The following is a 17,140-nucleotide window of genomic DNA, read 5'->3' on the forward strand; positions in this document are numbered from 1 at the left end:
GAACGGATTCGTTTTGACTGATTCGCTTTTATTATAGCGACTAGTCTGCATGCACATACAAACAGCAAACATCATATGCAAAAAGCACAAACCGTCGCATTGCCAATCCGTTGGCGTCGTGCGGTGGTTTGTGCTTTTTTGGATAAAAACAGAGGGTACTGCCTTCAACTTATGCCGATTTCTGCTGTCGTCCAGTCGATGGTTTGCCATACAGTTTGGAGCGTACCCACATCATATTAAGCAGCAGCAACATGCCGGACATAATAAACAGTCCTTCAATACCGATAAAACCTGCTAACATACCGCCCATAACCGATCCGGTCATATTGCCCAGCGCATTCGTACTGCTGTTAAAGCCAAAGGCACGGCTTTCCATCCCGTCCGGTGTGTACGAGCGAATAAGCGAGTTGACGCTTGGTAGCAGACCGCCCATACATAATCCCATCAAAAAGCGAATCGCCAGCAGCTGTCCTACATTTTGCACAAAGGCTTGCGGAATAAGCGTTAATGCGGCTCCAATCAGCGAAAAGGTCAATACACGGTGCGCGCCGTATTTGTCGCTTATTTTGCCGAGGAAAGGCGCGGTTAGCATATTCGATAAGCCGGTGACCGCGCTGACCAATCCTGCCCAAAATGCTAGATTTTCGGTGGCGCCGTGCAGCTTTTGCACATAGAGTGGCATCAGTGTCATCGGGCTAATCATCGCAAATTGCAGCAGCAATGTGACGGCAAACAAAGCGGGCAATTGCGGAGTCAGACTGAGTTCACGCAAGCCGGACAGTACGGATACCTTTGGCATTTGGGCTGCTAGCGAGCGGTCGAATTGCTCGCGTACGAGAAACAATGCCAGCAATGTCGCCAAAAAAATACACGATCCAGTAATGTAAAAAATATAACGAAAGCCGATCGTATCCGCCAGTATACCGCCGATTAGCGGGCCGAGAATCGTACCGGCAACCGTACCGGATTGGCTAATGCCCATCGCAAAGCCCATTTTTTCCTTCGGCGTATTGCTGGAAATGAGCGAAGTTGCCGCTGGATTAAAGCCGGAAATCGTTCCGTTCAGCAGCCGCAAGGCGAGCAGATGCCATGCTTGCGTAGCAAAACCCATCAGTGTAAATATGATCGCCATTCCGAATCCGGAACGTAGCAACATCACTTTGCGCCCGTATTGATCGGACAATTTGCCCCAGAGCGGCTGGAATATAAATGAGGTGACAAAGTTAGCCGCAAAAATAAAGCCTGCCCAGAGCGCGATCTGGTGCTCACCATGTACACCGAGGTCTTGTGACAAATATAACGCGATAAAAGGGACGATCATCGTCATCCCGGCATTGAGCAGAAACAGCCCGACCCACAACACGATTAGGTTTATTTTCCACTGTTCCAGATTGAGTTTGGATATTTTCATACCGTTTCACTTCCTTACATTCATTTCATTATTATAACATATTTAACGTCAAAATAGCTTAAATTTGAATGAAAATCCCAAAAAAATAAAACCTTTTTTCATTAGATGAAACCAAAATGCGTTATATCGTTATATCGCAATCTAGTAACTTATCTCAAATACATTCATGGTTTGTTGATCTAACCATTGCTTGATGATGAATAGGTTAAGGTACGTTCAGACACAATTTCCATTTGAGACAGCCTACTAGCGACAGGTGCAAATTTACGAAAGAAATAGATCGGTATGTGCTTTAACTGGCTGTATCCATCTTTACCCGCTGCTGCAAATTGTTCGCTACATAGCATATATTTTTAATTATGTGCGCATACTTTAAGGGCGTAATACATAAGGATGTATAACACAGCAAAGCGCATATTGTTCAGCTACCTGCACGTTCGGGCTTGATGTAGACGATACATACAGGTGAGCAAAGCGCATATTGTTCAACTACCTGGATCATCGCCAGCATAGGGTAAAAAACGCTGCTGTTAAACAAATGTGCGCGCTGCTGCTCAGCATCGTTTGTATAATCGAACGGATAAGCTGGAATAGGCATTATGAAGCGGCAAGCGCACAGATGCGTTCATAGTATTGTCATGGGATGTTCATCGTAAGGGAGTTGTTACGGATTCCGAAAAAGAGGATAATGGAAATGTGAGTCAAACGGAACGAAAATGGACATCAATGGAAAGATAGGTTGTTTTGCCTAGTGCATTTGCGCAGGCGATGTTCAGACAGAGCAACGAGCGCCAGCAGGCGTAACGAAACATTACCGATGCGGAGGATTGCCTTTATGAGTTATAACGATTCCTTCATACGAGCCTGCTTGAAGCAGCCTACCGACCGTTTGCCGGTCTGGTATATGCGTCAGGCAGGACGCTATGATCCGGATTATCAGAAGATTAAGGAAAACTATACATTGCTAGAAATTTGCCGTCAGCCGGAGCTAGCTGCCGAAGTGACGTTGATGCCGGTGCGTAAGCTTGGCGTGGATGCGGCGATTTTGTATTCCGATATTATGAACCCGGTCGCTTCGATCGGTATCGATTTTGATATCGTCAAAAATATCGGCCCGGTCATCGACAACCCGATTCGTACCGCCGCCGATGTGGAACGGTTGCGTCCGATTCAAGTGGAAGAAGACCTCGGTCATGTGCTGGAGACGATTCGTATTTTGGATCGTGAACTGGATGTGCCGCTGATTACGTTTGCCGGGGCGCCGTTTACGATCGCCAGCTATTTGATTGAAGGGCGACCGTCCAAAAGTTATATTCGCACCAAAACGATGATGTACAGCGAGCCGGAACTATGGCACTCGCTCATGCGCAAGCTGGGCGATATGGTGGCTACGTATTTGCGCAAACATATCGAAAATGGCGGCAAAGCGTTCCAATTGTTTGATAGCTGGGTTGGCGCATTGTCCGCAACTGATTTCCGCACATATGTGCTGCCAACGATTCGCTATATTTTCGAGCAGCTACAAGATTTGCATGTGCCGAAAATTTATTTTCCAGGTGTCAGTTCAGGCGAGTTATTGCCGGAGCTGAACGGTTTGCCGGTCGATGTGATCGGGCTGGATTGGCGGGTATCGATTCCGGAAGCGCGCCGCCGTCTAGGGGGGAATTATGCGGTACAGGGCAATTTGGACCCGTATGTGCTGACAGCGCCGTCAGCGGTCATTCATGAACAGGCACGCCGAATTATCGATGAAGGATTGCAGGAGCCGGGGTATATTTTCAATCTCGGTCATGGTCTGTTTCCGGAAGCATCGATCGACAAGCTCAAGGAACTGACCGATTATGTGCATGAATATTCGGCAGCTGTATTGAAAAATCGTGCCGTATCCGGTTAAACGAGCACGGTGATCATGTTTGTTTATCCAACCTCTAGCAAATTGGCAATTGCTATGCTGCTTATGCATAATAGAAGATAGTTGATTGAAAAGTGAGTTTGAGCGTTATTAAAAGAAAGCGGAACCTATTGCTTCCGTTTGTTTGTATGATCGTTCCGCAGATGAACAGGAAGCGATAGTTCCAAATGTAGATGAAATTTAAATCGTCACTGTGATGATTGTCATCGATGACGAGATCGTTTTGTATTATTACTTTATTGTTGAGGTGATCCTTAATGGCTAACAAAAAAATCGGTGTTCTAGTTATGTCCTATGGTACTCCTGCCAGTTTGGACGATGTAGAAGCTTATTATACGCATATTCGCCGCGGCAATCCGCCAAGCGCTGAACAGCTCAAAGAGTTAAAAGATCGCTATGAAGCGATTGTAGGCGGTGTATTCCCGCTGCGTGAAAATACGGACAATCAAGTGGCTGGTTTGCAGCAAAAGCTAAACGAGCATACAGCTGGCAGTGATGTGGAATTTGTATGTTATCAAGGACTCAAGCATGCGTATCCATTTATCGAAGACGGGATCGAGCATATGGTCAAAGACGGCATTACCGAAGCGATCGGCATCGTACTGGCACCGCATTATTCGATTATGAGCGTAGGCAGTTATTTGAAACGTGCACGCGAAACAGCGCAGCAGCATGGGCTAAACATTTCGTATATCGAAAGCTATCATCTGCATCCGAAGCTGATCGAAACGCTAGCGAACCGGGTCAACAGTAAGTTGGAACTGTTTGAAGAAACAGGTGCAACACGTGAGCAAGTGCGTGTGCTGTTCAGTGCACATAGCTTGCCAGAGCGCATTTTGAGCATGGGCGATCCGTATCGTGATCAATTGTTGGAAACGTCCGCTGCGATCGCTGAGCGTGCCAATGTACCGTCATGGCAATTTACGTGGCAGAGCGCAGGACGTACCGCTGAACCGTGGCTCGGTCCGGACGTGCTTGATACGATGCAAGCGCTGCGTGAAGAACAAGTTGAATATGTGCTAGTGGCACCGATCGGCTTCGTATCTGATCATCTTGAGGTGCTGTACGATCTGGACATTGAAGCACAAGAGCTTGCGCAAGAGCTGGATATGCGTTTAATGCGTATCGATTCATTGAATACAGACCCACTCTACATGGAGGTACTGGCTGACGAAGTCATCCGCAAATCAAAAGAGGTGCATGTGTAATGCAATTATCCAAACGACGGATTATCGTGATCGGGGGCGGGATTACCGGTCTTAGCTCCGCATTTTATGTACGTAAACATTTTCGTGAACAAGGGCTGCATCCGCATATTACGGTAGTGGAGCAGTCCGGTTCACTCGGCGGCAAGGTGCATACATTGCATCGTGATGGCTTTGTCATCGAAAAAGGGCCGGATTCCTATTTGGCGCGCAAAACAGCGATGACCGAGCTGGCGCAAGAGGTCGGATTAGGCGATGAATTGATGACGACGAATCCGAATGCGAAAAAAACGTATATTTTGCATGATGGCAAGCTGCATCCGATGCCATCGGGTCTTGTGCTTGGTATTCCAACTGAGCTGCGTCCATTTATGGAAAGCGATCTGATCTCGATGGATGGCAAAATTCGCGCATTGGAAGATTTCCTATTGCCGCCAAAGCTAGATGGAGAGGACGAATCGCTCGGTGATTTTATCGAGCGCCGTCTTGGTAAAGAAGTGCTGGAAAATGTGACCGAGCCGCTGCTGGCAGGCATTTATGCCGGAGATACACGCAAGCTGAGTCTGCAAGCGACATTCCCACAGTTTGGCGTAGTGGAACGTGAGTATGGCAGCTTGATTAAAGGTATGAATACCGGTCGCAAGCCGGTAGAGACGCATACTGGGACGAAAAAGAGTGCATTTTTCACCTTTAAGCGCGGTTTGCAAAGTCTGACTGACAAGTTGGAGCAAGCGTTAGCGCCGGATGTCGATTTCCGTTTGCAGACAGGGGCACATTCGATCGCATACGATAACGGATTGTATACGGTCACACTTAGCGATAGTACGACGCTGGAAGCGGAGCATGTGATCGTAACCGTGCCTGCATTTGCGGCGGCGCCACTGTTAAAAGGTCATGCTGACACAACGGCGCTGGAACGGATTAACTACGTCTCGGTCGCCAATGTCGTGATGGCATTTGACCGCAAACAGATCGAGACTGAGTATGACGGTTCCGGTTTCCTCGTACCACGTAAAGAAGGACGCACGATTACCGCTTGCACATGGACATCGACCAAATGGCTGCATACAAGCCCGGATGATCGAGTGCTAATGCGCTTTTACGTCGGTCGCGACGGACAGGAACAAATCGTTGAACAGTCGGATGATGAGATTAAAGCACGCGTACTTCAAGATATGCGCGAGCTGATGGGCATTGATGCCGAGCCATTATTTACGGAAATTACCCGTCTGCGCCATTCGATGCCACAATATCCAGTCGGTCATATGGGCGCGATTGCCAAGCTACGCAGCGAGTTGGCACAGCAGCGCCCAGGACTGCTATTGCTCGGTGCAGGTTATGATGGCGTCGGCTTGCCCGATTGTATTCGTACAGCAAGAGATGCTGCTGCGCAGGAGAGCAAACGGGTAGCAGTACCTACGAACTGAGCGGTTGGTAAGGCAGATGATCGTTTTAGAAATGAGCTTGTAGGTAGTATCGGCGTCTCGCCTTGATCAAAATTACACAATACAAGACTTTATATGAAAATAGTTTGTCTAATGTAAGGCGCTTCGTCCTGATTGAAGGAGGAAGCGTCTTTTCGATTATGGCGGAGGGGTGCTTGTTCTCATTCATTATAAAAGTTGAAATTATTTAAACTCGCACGCCGTAAACTGAGCAGCGACGAATGTTGCACAGCAAGCTTTTCGCCCATTAGCGTAACCTGCTATAATAGATAAGACGTATTCGTTAAAGGAGCAAAGCATGTATACAACCAAATCAGAACAAAACCGTCAACAGCAGCAAGCAGCATTGCTTCGTCGCAAACAGCGCTTCAGACGGTGGATGCTACTGAACGGTATACTCGCTACGGCGATTGTACTAGTCGGAGTCGTTTATTGGTTGCAAGAGCAGCCTTCCACCCAATCGATCGTGTCAGCGGCAGAGCATGCTGACTATCCTGCAACGGATGAGCAAGCAGCCAACTCGCAGCAGACATTACGATCCGCTACTACACCGGAACAAGATAGCGTAGCGGCAAGCGAACAAGCGCCGCAGTCGGACGATGCAGCGGCGGCGGAATCCGCACAAGCAGACAATGAACATCAGGCAAGTCAGGATCAATCTGCGGAAACGCAAGATCAGATGAACAGCGATCAACAAGTAGGCAATGAGCAACAGCCGGACAGCGAAGCAACGCCGGTGCAGCGAGATCAATCGGATTCCGCAGCGACCGCCACCGACAAGCCTGCAACTGGCGATACAGCAACCGCTCCAAACAAACAGCCATCTACTGCGACGCTTGCACCACAGACAGATACTACACCTCAGGGGCAGACGGTAACGCTTAACTTTGGTGGCGATGTGATGTTTGCCGGGAAAGTAGGCGAATTGTTACAGCAAAAAGGATATGATTACCCGTATCAGTATGTAAAAAAATTGTTTACGTCTGATGATCTGACGGTAGTGAATTTGGAAACGCCTGTTACAGGCTCCAATACAACCGCAGCCGACAAAACGTATACATTTAAATCTGCGCCTGAAGCATTGCCACATATGGCTGCCGCCGGCATCGATGCCGTTAATCTTGCTAACAATCATATTTTGGATCAAGGTGTAGTCGGTTTGAACGATACGATCCGTCAGCTTGATGCGAGCGGTGTTCAATATGTAGGAGCCGGAGCAGATGCCGCACGCGCATATAAACCTGTTATATTTGAGCGTAAAGGGATCAAGATCGCATTGCTCGGGTTTAGCCGTGTTATTCCAAACGCAAGCTGGAATGCAGGCACTAATCAGCCTGGCGTAGCGACGGCATATGATCCGACTGCGGCAGAAGCAGCGATCCGCAAAGCGAAAAGCGAAGCCGATTTGGTCGTCGTCATCGCTCATTGGGGCATCGAACGTTCGGATGCTACAGTGAATACACAAACTGAGCTGGCGCATGATTTTATCGATGCCGGAGCCGATCTGGTCGTTGGCGGTCATCCGCATGTGTTGCAAGGGGTAGAGCAATATAAAGGCAAATGGATTGCTTACAGTACAGGCAATTTTATTTTCACCCATTCATTGACCAAGAAAACATGGGATACCGGTGTATTTCAGGCGGTATGCTCGGTTAAAGGGCAATGCAGTATGAAAGTCATTCCGTACACTGCTACGCTTGGACAGCCTGTACCGATGGAGCAACAGCCTGCACAGGCATTGTTGCAGCGGTTACAATCATTGTCTGTCGGTGTGCGATTTGATGGGAACGGCAATGCGATTCCGTCAAAATAAACGGTTTGGATTAATGATCTATATAGCTTTTAGTTTTGCCGATGTCTAATGTTGTGAAATGGAGGCAGCGGGTCATATGCGCAAACTGTTATCGCCATCCTACTTCCTATCGATAAGGAGAATGCTCAATGAGTGCCATTCAAAATGTATACTGTGTCGGTCGTAATTATCGTTTACATGCGGAGGAGCTTGGCAATGAAGTGCCTAGTTCACCGATGATCTTTTTGAAGCCTTCACATGCGGCGGTGCCGTTTAACGATGAAGCGCTTGTATTGCCTGCCGATAAAGGCGAGATTCATTATGAAGCTGAATTGGTCGTACGGATCGGTCGTGATTATGAGCCGGGTCTGTCCGCTGAACAGCTAGTGGATGGATTGGCGCTTGGTATCGATTTTACTTTGCGTGACGTACAGAGCGTACTCAAGCAAAAAGGACATCCGTGGACAGCTGCCAAAGGTTTTAAAAATTCAGCACCGTTGACCGCATTCGTGCCGTTTCCAGGTAATGAAGGCTGGCTGAACAACGAGTTTGCACTGCTCAAAAATGGCGAGCAGGTGCAGCTTGGACGCACAACGAATATGATCTTTTCGCTGGAAACGATTTTGACGCATATCGGTGAGCAGTATGGCTTGTCGGCAGGGGATATTATTTTTACCGGTACACCGGAAGGGGTTGGCGCGGTCGCGGCTGGCGATACGTTTGAGCTAATCTATGCCGGAGCAACGGTCGGCACATGCCGGATTGCGCAATGAGTAGCTGGCTAGATTGGCTAATCGGTGCCATCTGCGCCGGTCTGATCGCCGGGCTTGGCTATCGTAAACAATGGCTGTCCGGTTCCGGCGCGATTGCGGCGGCACTGATGGGAACGATCTATTATGCCGCTGGAAATTTGCTCTGGTTCGGGCTGCTTATTTTATTTTTTGTGAGCGGAAGTGTGCTATCGCGTATGAAGCGTGAGCGCAAGCGGCGGATGGAGCAGGACTATGCCAAAGGATCACGCCGGGATGCTGGACAGGTGTTTGCCAATGGCGGACTAGGTATGGTGCTCTGTCTAGGCAATGCATTGGTGCCGCATGAAGCGTGGGTACTCGCTTTTATCGGTGTGATGGCAACGGTGACGGCGGATACATGGGCGACCGAATGGGGCAGTCTAAGCCGTAAGCCGCCGCGCTCGGTGCTGAACGGGCGTGTATTGGAACCGGGAGCATCCGGCGGGATATCGCTCCGTGGTACAATTGCCGCTGCTGCGGGTGGGATTGTGATCGGCGTGGCGGCGGCATTGTTTTCGCTTCTGTCTGCTGTGGGTAATCCATATACTGACCTATCCGGCGTGAACAGTATGCTGTACGGTGCAATCGTAATGGTGTTGGTTGGTTGGATTGGCGGGCTGGTAGGGTGTTTTGCCGACTCGTATTTGGGAGCGACGGTGCAATTGATGCATCGCTGTACCGTTTGCGGCAAAATGGTCGAAACAGACACGCATTGCGGGCAACCGACCGTGTATGCACGCGGCTGGCGCTGGATGAACAATGATATGGTGAACGCGGTAAGCTCCGTAATCGGCGGAGTAGTAGCGCTACTGTTTTTAGTCATATAGGAGGTGGCGTATGAGCGGCACGACAGGAGACAAATTAGACCTCATATTGGATGCTGCTTATGAGCTGTTTGGTCTGGATGGATTTTATGAAACGAAAATTTCCGACATCGCCAATCGGGCTGGCATTGCCAAAGGTACGGTTTATTTATATTTTAAAAGCAAAGAGGAGCTCTGTTTGGCAGTTACGCGGCGTGACTGTGAGCAGTTTCTCGACAATTTGCATGAGGCGTTGCGCCCTTGCACAAGTATGGCGGACAAGCTATACGTGATTGCGGTGCACCATACACGCTATCATTTTGAACGCCGCAAATATACAAAGCTCGTCTTTCGCGCACCTAACAATGATCCGGCATTGATGCAGTATATGCGGCAGTTTATGTTTCGCTATATGGAAGTTGTGCTGGACGTATTAAAAGAAGGCAAAGTCGCACATCCGCGGTGGTCGGCGGAATCGTATATCGGTATGCTTGATCGGGTCAAAATGGATTTGATGTTTAACCCTGATTTTAATGAGCAGCAATTGCAAGAGCGAACGCGTTTTGTGACCGACTTGTTTCTGATGGGCTGTGAGAAACAGATTCATCATCCGACTGATCCATCGTAAGTTGCAAGGTTACAGATTGCGGGGAACTTCATAATTGGGAGTCACTTGCGATAAATAGGCAAGCTGCGCATAAATCGCTGTGTACGTAATTTGATAGCAATTAAGTTTACGTGCACACTACGTTTTTTGCCAAATAAGATGAACTTTCACACTATTTGAACTAAGATCAATGACGGGCTTAGAGCCTGAGAAGGTGAAGCGTAATGAATATAATGACTGTGGAATCGCTCGCCAAAAGCTATGGCGATAAAATACTGTTTCAAGATGCCTCGTTTGGCATGGAAGATCGCGACAAGATCGGTATTATCGGTGTGAACGGAACAGGCAAGTCCACCTTTCTGAAAATTATCGCCGGGTTGGAAGAACCGGACAGCGGGCAAGTTGTAATCGGTAACAGTGTGCGTGTACGTTATTTGGCACAAAATCCGCCTTATGATGCGGAAGCGACTGTACTGCGTCAAGTGTTCGAAGGTGGCGGTGCAGAGCTGCAAGCGGTTAGCGCTTATATGAGTGTGATGGATCGCTTGGAACAGCAGCCGGATGATGCGGCAGTACAACAAGAGCTTGTACATGTCAGCCAAGAGATGGATCGACTGGATGCGTGGACATTGGAAAGCGAAGCGAAAAACGTGCTGTCCAAACTTGGTATTACCCGTTATGACGCGCCGATGGGCACATTGTCCGGTGGACAGCGCAAACGTGTCGCACTCGCGACTGCGCTTATTCAGCCCGCAGAGCTGCTCATTCTCGATGAGCCGACCAACCATATCGATCATGATTCAGTCACCTGGCTAGAACAATATTTGCAAAAACGGCGCGGTGCGCTGCTGATGATTACGCATGATCGGTATTTTTTGGATCGTGTGGCGACGGTTATGTTGGAGCTGGATCAAGGAAGATTGTTCCGGTATGAGGCAAACTATACCCGTTATTTGGAGCTAAAAGCGGATCGCGAGGAACGCGAAGCTGCTGCTGAAGACAAGCGGCAAAATTTACTGCGCCGTGAGTTGGCATGGATACGACGAGGTGCCAAAGCACGTACGACAAAGCAAAAAGCGAGAATCGATCGGTTTGAACAATTGCAAAATGACGCGCCTGGTCGCCGTAGCGATCAGTTGGACGTATCGACCGTTTCCTCACGTCTTGGCAAACAAATTATCGAGCTGGATGATGTGTCGTTGACATTAGGTGGACGTGAACTTATTCATGAGCTTACGTACCATGCGGTGCCCGGTGATCGCATCGGCATTGTCGGCCCAAACGGACGTGGTAAATCGACATTGCTCAATCTGATTTCAGGACGGATCGAACCGACATCGGGGCGCATCATTACCGGGCAAACGGTCAAATTCGGTTATTTTACCCAAGAGCATCAAGAGATGGACGAATCGATGCGGGTGATTGAGTACATTAAAGAAGCCGCTGAAGTGGTCAAAACAGCGGACGGAAGCAGCATTACCGCCGCCCAGATGCTGGAACGCTTCCTGTTTACACCAGCCGCCCAATGGACGCCGATTGCCAAGCTATCCGGCGGCGAAAAGCGCAGACTGTACTTGCTACGTGTGTTGATGAGTGCACCGAATGTACTGCTGCTAGATGAGCCGACCAACGATTTGGACATTACGACATTAACGGTGTTGGAAGATTATTTGGACGAATTCCCTGGTGTTGTATTAGTCGTATCACATGATCGCTATTTTCTCGATCGTACATGTGAGAAGATTTTTGCGCTGGAAGGCGGCGGTGTAGTTAGCATTCATACCGGCAACTATAGCGAGTACGAGGAGCGCACTGGCGCCCAGCAGATGAAGTCGGATGTACCAACGTCTAGCAAAAATATTCCGCAGTCGAAAGCGGCAAATAGCCATGCTGGAACGGGCGGCAGTAGTGCTAGTGCCAATGATACAGCAGGAGAAGCGAACAAACGTAACTCCTCGCGCGATAAGCTTAAATTCAGCTATAAAGAACAGCGCGAATACGAGCAAATCGACAGCATGATCGAAGCTGCCGAACATAAACTGGAACGCATCACAACCGAGATGGAAGCCGCCTTTAGCGATTCGGCACGCTTGCAGCAACTGATGACCGAACAGGCAAAGGCTGAGCAGGAATTGGAGCATTTGATGGAACGTTGGACGTATTTGAATGAGCTGGCGGAGAAGATTGAGCAGCAAGGTTGATTGCTTGAGATTCGTTTACGTTAGTAATGAGGATCAATGAAGTGAAAATAAAACTCCCTTTTGGATTGGAAGCCACTTGTATAAGTGCGTCGATTCATCCGAGAGGGAGTTTTTAGTATTTCATAATATTTTTATTTATTCGATCTAAATCAAATCCAATCTGAATCATCTGCTTACTCCTCATAATTTTGGATCATATTAGTCTCTTTAATTAATTGTTCAAGCGTATCATTAAAAGTTTTCATTTCGAAGCCGTATAGTCCTAATTCAAGCTTCGTAATGACGGTATTACCGTCAATATCTTCAAATTGATAGGCATGTATCTGGTTGAGATCAGCTGGGATATCTTGCTCGCTATAATTTAATTTTTTGAGCAGTTCGGTTTGATCGTTTCTTTGGGCGATCGTTAACAGATTGTTGATTTGTTGGGCAAGTGTATTGCTATGGGTGGTGATCCAGATTGATTTATCTTTGTTGATGAGCCGGAATAGGAAACGAGCTATTTTTAATTGCAATTCGGTGTGTAGATGTGCTTCAATTTCCTCGATAATCCATATATTGGGATTATTATCATATATATGTCCAAAATTTTTACATATAAATCCCATTGGTTTCGCATAATGCACTCCTTTTCAACCAAGCTATATCTATTAATATACCTTATTTACTAGGATACATAAAATGCTATCAAATGAACGCAAAAATTCACTTGATAGCATAATATAAATTAAACTTACATTATTCATCAGAGTAGCATTTTATTTTGAACGCTAATCATCAGGATGATTTCCTTTTTGTAAATACAGGTCATTCAAATATCACTACCGTAATTCCTTCACCCATACACCCCAGTCCCTTTCCGCGCCCGATAACTTTCCGCCATCTGCTCCATCCCCGCCTCAATCGCTTCCTCCGGTGCTACCCCATCCCGTTCTGCTAACTCGCGGATATCTTGCGTAATCTTCATACTGCAAAATTTCGGCCCACACATCGAGCAGAAGTGCGCAGATTTGGCGCCTTCCGCAGGCAATGTTTCATCATGGTAGCTGATCGCCCGTTCAGGATCGAGCGACAGATGGAATTGATCGCGCCAGCGGAATTCGAAGCGGGCGCGGGATAATGCGTCATCTCGATAACGGGCGCGTGGATGACCTTTGGCGAGATCAGCGGCGTGGGCGGCGATTTTGTAGGTGATAACGCCTTCTTTGACATCATCGCGATTCGGCAAGCCGAGATGTTCCTTCGGTGTCACATAACAGAGCATGGCGGTACCCATCGAACCGATCATCGCCGCACCGATCGCGCTCGTAATATGATCATAACCTGGTGCGATATCGGTCGTCAGCGGACCGAGTGTATAAAATGGCGCTTCCTTGCACACATCCAATTGCCGATCCATATTTTCCTGAATCAGATGCATCGGCACATGACCAGGGCCTTCGACCATCACTTGTATATCATGCTGCCAGGCAATTTGCGTCAGCTCCCCTAGCGTGTCCAGCTCGGCAAATTGGGCTTCGTCATTCGCATCTGCAATCGAGCCTGGACGCAGTCCATCTCCTAGCGAAAAGCTAATATCGTACGCCTTCATAATTTCGCAAATATCCGCAAAATGCGTATACAAAAAGTTTTCTTGATGATGTGCCAAACACCATGCCGCCATAATCGATCCACCACGGCTAACGATGCCGGTGACGCGTTTAGCAGTAAGCGGAATATAACGCAGCAGCACACCGGCATGAATCGTAAAATAATCGACCCCTTGCTCTGCCTGCTCAATTAACGTATCTCGATACACTTCCCAGCTTAGTTCCTCGGCGCGCCCGCCAACCTTTTCCAGCGCCTGATAAATGGGCACCGTGCCAACAGGGACAGGGGAGTTGCGGATAATCCATTCGCGCGTCGTATGAATATTTTTGCCGGTCGATAAATCCATAATCGTATCGGCACCCCAGCGTGTTGCCCAAGTCATTTTTTCGACTTCTTGCTCGATCGAAGAAGCGACGGCTGAATTGCCGATATTGGCATTAATTTTCACATGAAAACGACGCCCGATAATCATCGGTTCCAGCTCCGGATGATTAATGTTGGCAGGGATGATCGCTCGTCCAGCTGCAACTTCAGCGCGTACGATATCCGGTTCCATCCCTTCGCGAATCGCGATAAACTCCATCTCCGGCGTAATGATGCCGCGCCGTGCATAATGGAGCTGAGTGACATTATATCCCGCTTTTGCTCGTAACGGTCGGCGTCCATGCTGGGGGAATGGCTCGGCACCTTGCAACTCGGCTTTATCCTGACTGGAAAAGCCGTTGTCTTCCGGTCGCGCCACACGTCCAGCTGTATGTTCGCAATCGCCGCGTTCGGCAATCCAGTTCGCTCGCAGTGCAGGCAAGCCCTGGCGAATATCGATGATCGCTTCCTCATCGGTGTATGCGCCGCTCGTATCGTACACACGCAGCGGTTCGTTCGCTGTTTCCACGCCGCGTAACTCGGTTGGCGAAAGGGCAATTTCGCGCTCAGGCACTTGAATGTCAGGACGCGAGCCTGTCGTATACACTTTACGGCTGCCTGGTAATGGGTTCGTCAAAATCGTCATTTTCAAAATCCTCCTGCAGTATTATGGATAACATCCATCGGAGACTGCGAGGTAGAGGAGCACGAGAGGACAGACGTCATTTGGGTAGGTTATGTAAGCTGGGCGATTTGTCGTTTCCGCATAATGGTCGCACACCGCAGACAGCAAAAAGCCGCCTCCGGCGTACGGAAGCGGCAAATACGACCACAGGCAAACAAAGCCGGTCATCATTGCACCACTTTCCTACGCTGGCATGACCCAGATCAGGTTCAAAGGGACCAAAGCAAAGCTTTATCTCAGCCCATACGGGCGCCCCCAGTGGATGTCTCGTTACACACTATACGTCGTTGAGGTGTGTTCTGTCAACTTTTGCCAAACTATACGGTTCGTATCGTATTATAGGAAGCAAATCATGGCTATTGTGTTGGTTGGTCATAGCTTACCTGGCATGAATTGGAAAATAGCAGAAATTAGTTGGGAGAGATCAGATGAGCCAGCAGTATAATCCTTTATCCGTATGCCAAAAACGTTAGTTTGATCGTCATTAACTTTCTAATTCTCATCATTGTCAATGCTGGTATCCGTATACCTTCATCAGCTAGGTAAAACGATGGGCTTATGCATATATACCGAGCTTAGCTCAAATGATGAATAAAGTTGAAGTAATAAAGGACATGCCCTGTTGCCAGCAGCATGTCCTTATTGTAAGTCGAGTATGGAACTGTTTGCTTATGGAAGTGCCGTTACTTGTCAGAACTTGCCCCTCATCATCACTCCGTAATATATGCCGCCAGCAAACGCGCCGTATTAATTACCGCATCGCTATGTGTACGTTCCATCGCATGGGAGGCATGTACGCCAGGTCCAATTAATGCCGCCCGGATATTGTTGCCAGCGGACAATGCTGCCGAAGCGTCGGAACCGTAATGTGGATACACATCAAGCACGAACGGAATTTGCTCCCGTTTAGCTAGTTCGGCAAGCTTACCAGTCATTGCATAATCATACGGGCCAGAGCTGTCTTTGACACAGATCGATACATCGGTTTCTGTACATGACAGATCGTCACCGATACAGCCCATATCAACGGCGATCATCTCATCGATATCGTGCGGAATATGAGCGGCACCGTGACCGACTTCCTCATAGTTAGAAATGAGCAGCTTCACCGTATATATAGGCTTCCAGCCGTATGTATGCGCCGATTCTAGCAAACCGAACAGTGCCGCTACACTTGCTTTATCATCCAGATGGCGGGATTTGACATACCCGCTTGGCGTAATGACCGAACGCGCATCAAAGGCGATATAATCGCCAACTGCGATGCCAAGCTGTTCCACGTCTTCTTTGGACGATACCATTTCATCTAGACGAACTTCCATATTTTCTTCTTCACGCTTCAATTCATAGGCATCATCATACACATGCACCGACGGTTTAGTCGTCAAAATCGTACCGGTATATACGCGTCCATCCCGTGTATGAATGGTGCAGTATTCATTTTCGATACTGTTCATCATAAAACCACCAACTTTGGTCAGGCGAATCGTGCCTTCCGGCTTGATCGCACGTACCATCGCGCCGAGTGTATCGACATGTGCACTTAGCGCAATCGTGCGTGCTGAGTCTTGACCTGCTAACGTTAATACGAGTCCACCTTTACGATTCAATTCTACCGTTACGCCAAGCGTCAGCGCTTCTTGTTGCAGGCGGTCGATCAGATGGTGGGTATAACCGGTCGGGCTGGGCGTTTCCAATAGCTCTTTGAGCAGGGATAAAGTATAATCGCGATTGATCGAAATAGTCATGATGTTCTCCTTTGCAAACCGTAAAATAAATAAAACACAATGTAACCAACATACCAGTTTTAATGATCGTTATCCAGTAAAAATCCACCTGAAGCACCGTTGTTGCCGATGCTCCAGGTGGATAGGGGGTGATCGATCATCATACTGCGAATCGATGATCGATCGTAAAGCTTAATTAAAGCTTGCGATCGGAAAATGAAGAAGCGGCTGCCTCCTCATCACGATCATACATTTTGTCAAATTCAACATTGCCGACTGGGCCGCTATCCGCTACTGGCGCTGCGCTAAGCTGGGCAATTTGCGCTTCCAGTTGCTTGATTTTGCGCTGTAAAAAGTACTGACGATAAATGCCATAAAAGCCAACGATCAGTCCACCTGCCAGCGTACAGCCCAAAATGAGCAAAATAAGCGGCAATTGTACCCTATCAAACAACAAATTCACCTGCACCGGATTCACATTGATGACTGCAAAAATCGCAATAATGACCGCAAAAATCAATCCCAAAATCAATGTCCATTGAAATTTCAATTGAACGTCCCCTTTCGCCAAATCGTGTATCCTGACTATGAACTCATTCAATACTATA

General features: G+C 48.1%; 13 protein-coding genes and 1 riboswitch. Of the genes, 8 read left to right on the forward strand and 5 right to left on the reverse strand.

The window, feature by feature from the left end; all coding sequences use genetic code 11:
- Nucleotides 1-169 precede the first annotated feature (169 nt).
- Entirely contained in the window at nucleotides 170-1,411 is a 1,242-nt protein-coding gene (locus U1I11_RS02595) for an MFS transporter (protein ID WP_322903547.1), read from the reverse strand.
- 835 nt (nucleotides 1,412-2,246) lie between these two features.
- Here U1I11_RS02595 and hemE point away from each other — a divergent pair.
- The 8 genes from hemE to U1I11_RS02635 all read left to right on the forward strand — a co-directional run bounded on the left by hemE (nucleotide 2,247) and on the right by U1I11_RS02635 (nucleotide 12,167).
- Nucleotides 2,247-3,305, forward strand: a complete 1,059-nt coding sequence (hemE, locus tag U1I11_RS02600; RefSeq protein ID WP_322903548.1) for a uroporphyrinogen decarboxylase — start codon at nucleotides 2,247-2,249, stop codon at nucleotides 3,303-3,305.
- Between the two features lie 275 nt (nucleotides 3,306-3,580).
- Entirely contained in the window at nucleotides 3,581-4,531 is a 951-nt protein-coding gene (gene hemH, locus U1I11_RS02605; RefSeq protein WP_322903550.1) for a ferrochelatase, read from the forward strand.
- Nucleotides 4,531-5,955: a protoporphyrinogen oxidase gene (gene hemG / locus U1I11_RS02610; RefSeq protein ID WP_322903551.1), complete on the forward strand. Its 1,425-nt coding sequence runs from the start codon at nucleotides 4,531-4,533 to the stop codon at nucleotides 5,953-5,955. Before hemH ends, hemG begins: the two co-directional genes overlap by 1 nt.
- A gap of 316 nt (nucleotides 5,956-6,271) precedes the next feature.
- A complete protein-coding gene (locus U1I11_RS02615; protein WP_322903553.1) occupies nucleotides 6,272-7,786 on the forward strand; it encodes a CapA family protein in 1,515 nt (504 codons plus the stop codon).
- Between the two features lie 128 nt (nucleotides 7,787-7,914).
- The gene (locus U1I11_RS02620; RefSeq protein ID WP_322903555.1) at nucleotides 7,915-8,538 is read left to right on the forward strand and encodes a fumarylacetoacetate hydrolase family protein; all 624 of its coding nucleotides are present in this window, start codon (nucleotides 7,915-7,917) and stop codon (nucleotides 8,536-8,538) included.
- Nucleotides 8,535-9,383, forward strand: coding sequence for a DUF92 domain-containing protein (locus U1I11_RS02625; RefSeq protein WP_322903557.1), 849 nt, complete (start codon nucleotides 8,535-8,537; stop codon nucleotides 9,381-9,383). Before U1I11_RS02620 ends, U1I11_RS02625 begins: the two co-directional genes overlap by 4 nt.
- A gap of 10 nt (nucleotides 9,384-9,393) precedes the next feature.
- Nucleotides 9,394-9,987 carry a TetR/AcrR family transcriptional regulator gene (locus U1I11_RS02630; protein WP_322903559.1) on the forward strand — a complete coding sequence of 198 codons (594 nt, stop codon included), beginning with the start codon at nucleotides 9,394-9,396 and terminating at the stop codon, nucleotides 9,985-9,987.
- Between the two features lie 203 nt (nucleotides 9,988-10,190).
- On the forward strand, nucleotides 10,191-12,167 hold the full coding sequence (locus tag U1I11_RS02635; protein WP_322903560.1) for an ABC-F family ATP-binding cassette domain-containing protein: 1,977 nt from the start codon (nucleotides 10,191-10,193) through the stop codon (nucleotides 12,165-12,167).
- A 173-nt stretch (nucleotides 12,168-12,340) separates the two neighbouring features.
- Here the strand turns inward: U1I11_RS02635 and U1I11_RS02640 are convergent, their stop codons facing one another.
- The 4 genes from U1I11_RS02640 to U1I11_RS02655 form a co-directional block, all read right to left on the reverse strand.
- On the reverse strand, nucleotides 12,341-12,793 hold the full coding sequence (locus U1I11_RS02640; protein ID WP_322903561.1) for an AAA family ATPase: 453 nt from the start codon (nucleotides 12,791-12,793) through the stop codon (nucleotides 12,341-12,343).
- A gap of 209 nt (nucleotides 12,794-13,002) precedes the next feature.
- Nucleotides 13,003-14,766 (reverse strand): phosphomethylpyrimidine synthase ThiC, encoded by a 1,764-nt coding sequence (thiC, locus tag U1I11_RS02645; protein WP_322903563.1) that lies wholly within the window; start codon nucleotides 14,764-14,766, stop codon nucleotides 13,003-13,005.
- A gap of 202 nt (nucleotides 14,767-14,968) precedes the next feature.
- Nucleotides 14,969-15,072: riboswitch (TPP riboswitch) on the reverse strand.
- Nucleotides 15,073-15,515: 443 nt separating this feature from the next.
- The gene (locus U1I11_RS02650; RefSeq protein ID WP_322903566.1) at nucleotides 15,516-16,553 is read right to left on the reverse strand and encodes a M42 family metallopeptidase; all 1,038 of its coding nucleotides are present in this window, start codon (nucleotides 16,551-16,553) and stop codon (nucleotides 15,516-15,518) included.
- A 175-nt stretch (nucleotides 16,554-16,728) separates the two neighbouring features.
- On the reverse strand, nucleotides 16,729-17,082 hold the full coding sequence (locus U1I11_RS02655) for a LapA family protein (protein ID WP_322903568.1): 354 nt from the start codon (nucleotides 17,080-17,082) through the stop codon (nucleotides 16,729-16,731).
- Nucleotides 17,083-17,140 lie beyond the last annotated feature (58 nt).

This window comes from Paenibacillus campi, from assembly GCF_034659835.1.
Lineage (GTDB): Bacteria > Bacillota > Bacilli > Paenibacillales > Paenibacillaceae > Saccharibacillus > Saccharibacillus campi.